Origin of the sequence: Mesorhizobium sp. M1A.F.Ca.ET.072.01.1.1 (genome assembly GCF_004023325.1) — a bacterium.
Taxonomy (GTDB): domain Bacteria; phylum Pseudomonadota; class Alphaproteobacteria; order Rhizobiales; family Rhizobiaceae; genus Mesorhizobium.
Map to the genome: position 1 here is coordinate 1 of NZ_RZSF01000372.1, position 5,994 is coordinate 5,994.

A 5,994-nucleotide genomic window follows, 5' to 3' on the forward strand; every position below is an offset into this window, starting at 1 on the left:
GTCGACAGCGGCACGCCAAGCTCGCGGCACTCTGCCGCGAGCTTGGCGTGCCGCTGTCGACGCTCGAGGAAACGCCGGAGCTCGACCTCACCATCGACGGCGCCGACGAGATCGATCCCGCGCTGACGTTGATCAAGGGCGGCGGCGGGGCGCTGCTGCGCGAGAAGATCGTCGCGGCGGCGTCGCAGCGCATGATCGCGATTGCCGACCAGTCCAAGATGGTCGAGACGCTCGGCCGTTTCCCGCTGCCGATCGAGGTCAACAAGTTCGGCCTGCGCGCCACCGAGATCGCGGTCGGCGCGGCGGCGGCAAGCCTCGGCCTTGCCGGCCCGGTGACATTGAGGATGACGGGGGAGCAGCCATTTGTTACAGACGGCGGCCACTTTATCCTCGATGCATCTTTTGGCCGCATTCCGGATACAAGAGCGCTTTCGAATGCTCTCTTCGCCATTCCAGGCGTCGTCGAGCACGGTCTATTCATCGGGCTGGCGTCAACCGCCGTCATCGCCGGCGGCGACGGCATCCAAACCGTCCATGCCGCCCGAAAACCAGGGAGTTCTATCGACCATGATGTTGCATAAACGGGTTCGCCGCGTTTCGACCATTCTGGCGGCCTCAGCGGTGCTTGCGCTGTCCTCGCCGGCGTTTTCGCAGGATATCAGCGAATCGCATCTGAAGGCCGCACGGGCCGCAGTTGCGGCTATCCACGCTACCGACCCGTTCGACAATATCCTGCCGCAGGCGGCGGCAGCGCTTGAGAACCAGCTGATCCAGAAGAATCCCGACATGCAGGAACTGATCGGCAAGACGGTCACCGAAAAGGCGATGGGCTTGGCGGCGCGCCGCGCCGACCTGGAGAAGGAGGCGGCGCTCGCCTACGCCAAGGTGTTTTCCGAAAAGGACCTCAACGATATCGCCACTTTCTACAGCTCGGAAGCCGGCAAGAAGCTGCTCGACAGCGGCCCGGCGGTCACGCGCGACCTGGTGAAGGCGGCAGACATTTGGCAGAACGGGGTCGCCCGCGACCTCGCCCAGCAGGTCGGCGAAACGCTCGCCGCCGCCGCAAAGGCCGCGGCTCCGGCCAAGCCTGCGAAGGATGCGACCGCTCCTGCCGACGGCTCCGCACCAGCCGATAGTTCGGCGCCTGCAGACGACCAGGCTCCTGCCGACAACTCGGCTCCTGCCGACAATTCGCAGAACTGATCCGTTTCAAGCGGCCGATGGCCGACTGGACCAGAAGAGCCCGGGTTTCCGGGCTTTTCTTTTGCCTGCTGTCCGCCTACCTGTGACACACTTCCATTGCGCAGGAGTCCTTTCGATGGCCGGTTACGACTATGATCTCTTCGTCATCGGCGGCGGCTCCGGCGGGGTGAGGGCGGCCCGTGTGGCTGCCTCGCTCGGCAAGCGCGTCGCCATTGCCGAGGAGTATCGCTATGGCGGTACTTGCGTCATCCGCGGCTGCGTGCCGAAGAAACTCTATGTCTATGCCTCGCAATTCCCCGAACATTTCGCCGATGCCGCCGGCTATGGCTGGATGGTCCCCGAGGCAAGCTTCGACTGGCCGACGCTGGTCGCCAACAAGGACAAGGAGATCGCCAGGCTGGAGGCGATCTACAAGAGGAATGTCGAAGGTGCGGGCGGCGAGGCCTTCCATTCGCGCGCCGTGCTGGTCGATCCGCATTCCGTCTATCTCACTGCCGAAGACCGCACCGTCAGCGCCGACCAGATCCTGATCGCCACGGGCGGCCGTCCGGCTCCGCACCCGGCGCTTTCCGGCCATGAATATTGCATCTTCTCCAACGAAGCCTTCGATCTCAAGGAATTGCCGAAGGCGATCATGATCGAGGGCGGCGGCTATATCGCCGTCGAATTTGCCAACATCTTTCATGGACTGGGCGTCGACACCACGCTGGTCTACCGTGGCCAAGAAATTCTTTCGCGCTTCGATATGGACCTTCGCCGCTCGCTGCACGAGACAATGGAGAAGAAGGGGATCAGGATCCTCTGCCGTTCGATCTCGGAATGGGTGCGCAAGACCGCTGAGGGCAGACTGAACGTGCTGCTCTCCAGTGGCCAGACGCTGACCGTCGACCAGGTCATGCTGGCGATCGGCCGCATCCCGAACACGGAAAATATGGGCCTCGAAGGCGTCGGCGTGGAGCTCGGCAAGACCGGCGCGATCATCGTCGATGAATTTTCCCGCACCAGCATCGACAATATCTGGGCGATCGGCGACGTCACCCACCGCGTGCAACTGACGCCCGTGGCCATCCACGAAGCGATGTGTTTCATCGAGACAGCCTTCAAAGGCAATCCGACAGCGCCAGACCATGATACCATTCCGACGGCCGTGTTCTCGCAGCCCGAGATCGGCACCGTCGGCCTGTCCGAGGACGAGGCCGTCAAGCGCTTCCCGGACATCGAGATCTATCGCGCGTCTTTCCGTCCCATGCGGCACACGCTGTCGGGCCGCGATGAAAAGATGCTGATGAAGCTCGTGGTCGACGGCGCGTCGCGGAAAGTGCTCGGCGCCCATATCCTGGGACCTGACGCCGGCGAGATGGCGCAGCTGCTCGGCATTCCGCTGAAGGCGGAGCTGACCAAGGACGATTTCGACCGCACCATGGCCGTTCACCCGACAGCGGCGGAGGAGCTGGTCACCATGTACAAGCCGACCTATCGCGTGAAGAACGGCGAGCGGGTTTGAAGCCAAGCCGGGAGGCGCCGCCGGCCATGCCGGCGGCGCGAAGCTTCTTGGCTAGAGGAGCGTGCCGCGCAGGATCACCAGAGCCACCGAGAAATAGATCACCAGCCCGGTGACATCGACCAGCGTGGCGACGAACGGCGCCGAGGCGCTTGCCGGATCGAAGCCGATGCGCTTCAGCGCGAAAGGCAGCATCGATCCCGACAGCGAGCCGAAGGTGACGATGCCGACCAGCGCCGCGCCCACCGTTGCCGCGATCAGCATCCAATGCGAGCCATAGTCGTAGAAGCCGAAATACTGCCAGAGCGCGATGCGGCAGATGCCGACTATGCCGAGGATCGAGCCGAGCACCAAACCGGTCGGCAGCTCGCGCAAGGCGACACGCCACCAGTCGCGAAGGCCGATCTCGCGCAGCGCCAGCGCGCGGATGACGAGCGAGGTCGCCTGCGAGCCGGAGTTGCCGCCCGAGCTCATGATCAGCGGGATGAAGAGGGTGAGCACGATCGCCTTCTCCAACTCGCCCTCGTAGCTCTGCATGGCGTTCGCCGTGAGCATCTCGCTGAGGAACAGCGCGCAGAGCCAGCCGGCCCGCTTCTGGATCATGGCGAGGAAGCCCATCTTCATATAGGGCTCGTCCAGCGCCTCCATGCCGCCGAAACGATGAACGTCTTCGGTCGTTTCCTCGACCATGGTGTCGATGATGTCGTCGATGGTGACGATGCCGAGGATCTTGCCGTGATCCACAACCGGCAGGGCGAGCAGATCGTATTTGGAGATCGTCTGCGCCAGCGTTTCGCGATCGGTCAGCGGCGTGACCGTGACCGGCATGCGATCCGGCGCCACCGACAGGATCGAGTCCTGAGGCTCGCCGGTGATCAGCCGGCGCAAGCCCGTCGCCCGCAGCAGGAGCTGCGTGTCCTTGTCGGTGATGTAGATCGCATAGACGGTCTCGCGCGTGCGCTCGACTTTGCGGATGTAGTCGAGCGTGCGGCCGACGGTCCAGTCCGAAGGCACGCTGACGAACTCGGTCGTCATGATCGAGGCGGCGCTGCCCTCGGGATAACCGAGAATCGAAAGCAGTGTCGCGCGCAGCGGTGGGGCAAGCGCGCCAAGCAGTTCCGAGCGCGCAGGCTCATCGAGCTCGCGCAGGATGTCGGCTGCGCGGTCGACCGACATGGCGGTGAGCAGCTTGCCTGCTTTCGCGCGCGGCAGGGCTGCGGCGAGTTGCGGCGCGCTTTCGAGCTCCGGCTGGTCGAAGATTCCGACCAACCGCTCGAACGGCACCGCGCAGAGCAGCTCGATGGCGGTCTCGCGAGGTTCGCGGTTGAGGGCTTCGACGACGTCCGCGACGTGGTCGTTGGCAAGAACACGGGCAACGGCGACCGCTTCGTCGTCCAATACGGATGCGAATTCATTCATGGCTCACTCCTTGCCGTCCGGCAGGACGTGAGCCGTCAGGTCACGTCAAGGCGGACGGCGGTTGCGTTCGACTGTGACTGTCGCCAGGCATGGCGGGTTTGACCTTTCTGCTCGCGGGGTAGCGCATGACTCCCCGAAAAATCGGCTCCGATTCTCGGAAAGGATCATGCGCAATTCTAAGATTCTACAGCGTCCTTTACGCGTCCGAAGGGCGCGTGGCGCTGTAGGTTTCAAATCTGCGAGCGGGCGCAACATAGGAGCGCGTTTTGCCGAGTCAATCGCGAAGAGCGCTGAAAATGAGCGAAGCGTTGCCGGATCGCGAGACTGTGATCGACAGTGGCCGCTGCCGAGGCGACGGACCAGGGCTGGGCTGATTGCTATTTCTGCTTGAGCCGCCGGAAGCGCAACCATTTGTCCTCGGCCGGCCGGGGCTGCGCGAGGATCGTCGTGAGCTCGCGCGGCAGAGCGGGAGCGAGCGGCTTCTTGGTCGCGACGCCATCGGAGATCGCCACGACGCTATGATAGAATTCCTCTCCGGAGAGCGACCGCGGCGGAACGGCCTCGTGCATCACGCTGATCACGGTTACATCGGGGCAATTGGCCTTGATCGCTTCGTGGAAGGCGATCTTGCCTTCGGGGTCGAGCGCGCCGGTCGCTTCGTCGAGGAAGAGCAGTCCCGGCTGCTGCAGGATGATGCGGGCTACCACCAGCTTCTGCTTCTGCCCGCCTGACAGGACCTGATCCCAGAGCTTGCCTTCGCGGCTCTCATCGGCCAGGTGCCCGATGAATTCGCCGAGGCCGGCCTTGTGCAGGGCGGCCGCTACCAGCACGTCGGTGTGATCGTTTTCCGAACCCGGCAGACAGACGAGCTGCTTCAGCGAGACCTGCTGCAGCTTGACCTCCTGGGCGGCATAGAAGCTCGTCACCCCTTCCGGGAACACGATGGTGCCGCGGCCATAGGGCCACAGACCATTGATTGCCTTGATCAGCGAGGTCTTGCCGCAGCCGGACTCACCCTTGAGGAATGTCCACTCGCCGCGGCGGAAGCGCAGGTTGGCGGCGCTCAGGAAGGGCGTTGCGTCCTCGCCCTGATGCGCGAGCTCCAGCTTCTGGATGGTCAGGCCGAAGACGGGATTTTGCGTGGCATAGCTGAAGTCGGAGCGGCCGGTCTGGCGGTAGAACTCCTGCGGCTGCTGGACGTTCTCGATGGCGCTGGCGAGCTCGGTTACACGCTGGCTGTTGGCCCTAAGCGTGGCGATCGCGGGCATCACATGGATGAACCACGAACACTGGCTGATCAGCTGCGCGACCATTTCGGAGCCGGTTATGTAGCCCTTGAGATCGAAGCCGTTGTGAATGAACGGCACGAGACCGGGTCCGTAGGAAACGATGCGGGCGCCGATGAAATTGTAGATCAGCTCGAACGACATGTAGCTGGTGTTGACGACGTTCAGCCGCCCCCAGGTCTTGTCGATGTCGACATAGAGCTTGTCGTGCATCGTCTTCTGCACATCCTCGCCGTGTGAGGCGGCGACGTGGAAGCTGCGGCGCAGGAAGGTCGTCAATTCGCTGCGATAGCTGCCCTCGGCCTGTTGCATGCGGATGTTGAGACGTTCGAGCAGGCCGCCGAGCTTCACCGCAATCCAGGTGTTGAGCGGCACGTAGGTCGCGACCGCCAGAAAGGCCAGCACGGCGCTGCCATAGCTGCCGAGGAACTCCAGCCCTTTGACCTCCACCGAGGCCCCGATCAAATTCTCGCCGACGAAATAAAGCGAGGTCGCCACGCCCAGCACGCCCATGGCAAGGCCGATGGCGCCGCCCGTCATGTCCTTGATCGATTCCTGGATGCGCTGGTCGATGTTGTCGGGAGC

The 5,994-nt window shown here is 63.6% G+C and carries 5 protein-coding genes; 3 read left to right on the top strand and 2 right to left on the bottom strand.

Annotated elements, in window-relative coordinates:
- The 3 genes from rpiA to gor all read left to right on the top strand — a co-directional run.
- Positions 1-581: ribose-5-phosphate isomerase RpiA (gene rpiA / locus EOA32_RS31910; protein ID WP_128373844.1), on the top strand; the 581-nt coding region annotated here is incomplete at its 5' end.
- Positions 568-1,203, top strand: a complete 636-nt coding sequence (locus EOA32_RS31915; protein ID WP_128373845.1) for a DUF2059 domain-containing protein — start codon at positions 568-570, stop codon at positions 1,201-1,203. The genes rpiA and EOA32_RS31915, both read left to right, overlap by 14 nt.
- Positions 1,204-1,318: 115 nt before the next feature.
- A complete protein-coding gene (gor, locus tag EOA32_RS31920; protein ID WP_128373846.1) occupies positions 1,319-2,707 on the top strand; it encodes a glutathione-disulfide reductase in 1,389 nt (462 codons plus the stop codon).
- A gap of 51 nt (positions 2,708-2,758) precedes the next feature.
- Here gor and mgtE read toward each other — a convergent pair whose 3' ends face one another.
- Together mgtE and EOA32_RS31930 are read right to left on the bottom strand one after the other, a co-directional pair.
- The gene (gene mgtE, locus EOA32_RS31925) at positions 2,759-4,123 is read right to left on the bottom strand and encodes a magnesium transporter (RefSeq protein ID WP_128373847.1); all 1,365 of its coding nucleotides are present in this window, start codon (positions 4,121-4,123) and stop codon (positions 2,759-2,761) included.
- 377 nt (positions 4,124-4,500) lie between these two features.
- Positions 4,501-5,994: ABC transporter ATP-binding protein/permease (locus tag EOA32_RS31930; RefSeq protein ID WP_145971419.1), on the bottom strand; the 1,494-nt coding region annotated here is incomplete at its 5' end.

Excerpts from the sequence above, each read along its gene's own strand:
- EOA32_RS31915 (WP_128373845.1), top strand. The coding sequence starts at position 568 with ATGATGTTGCATAAACGGGTTCGCCGCGTTTCGACCATTCTGGCGGCC.
- mgtE (WP_128373847.1), bottom strand. The coding sequence starts at position 4,123 with ATGAATGAATTCGCATCCGTATTGGACGACGAAGCGGTCGCCGTTGCC.
- gor (WP_128373846.1), top strand. The coding sequence starts at position 1,319 with ATGGCCGGTTACGACTATGATCTCTTCGTCATCGGCGGCGGCTCCGGC.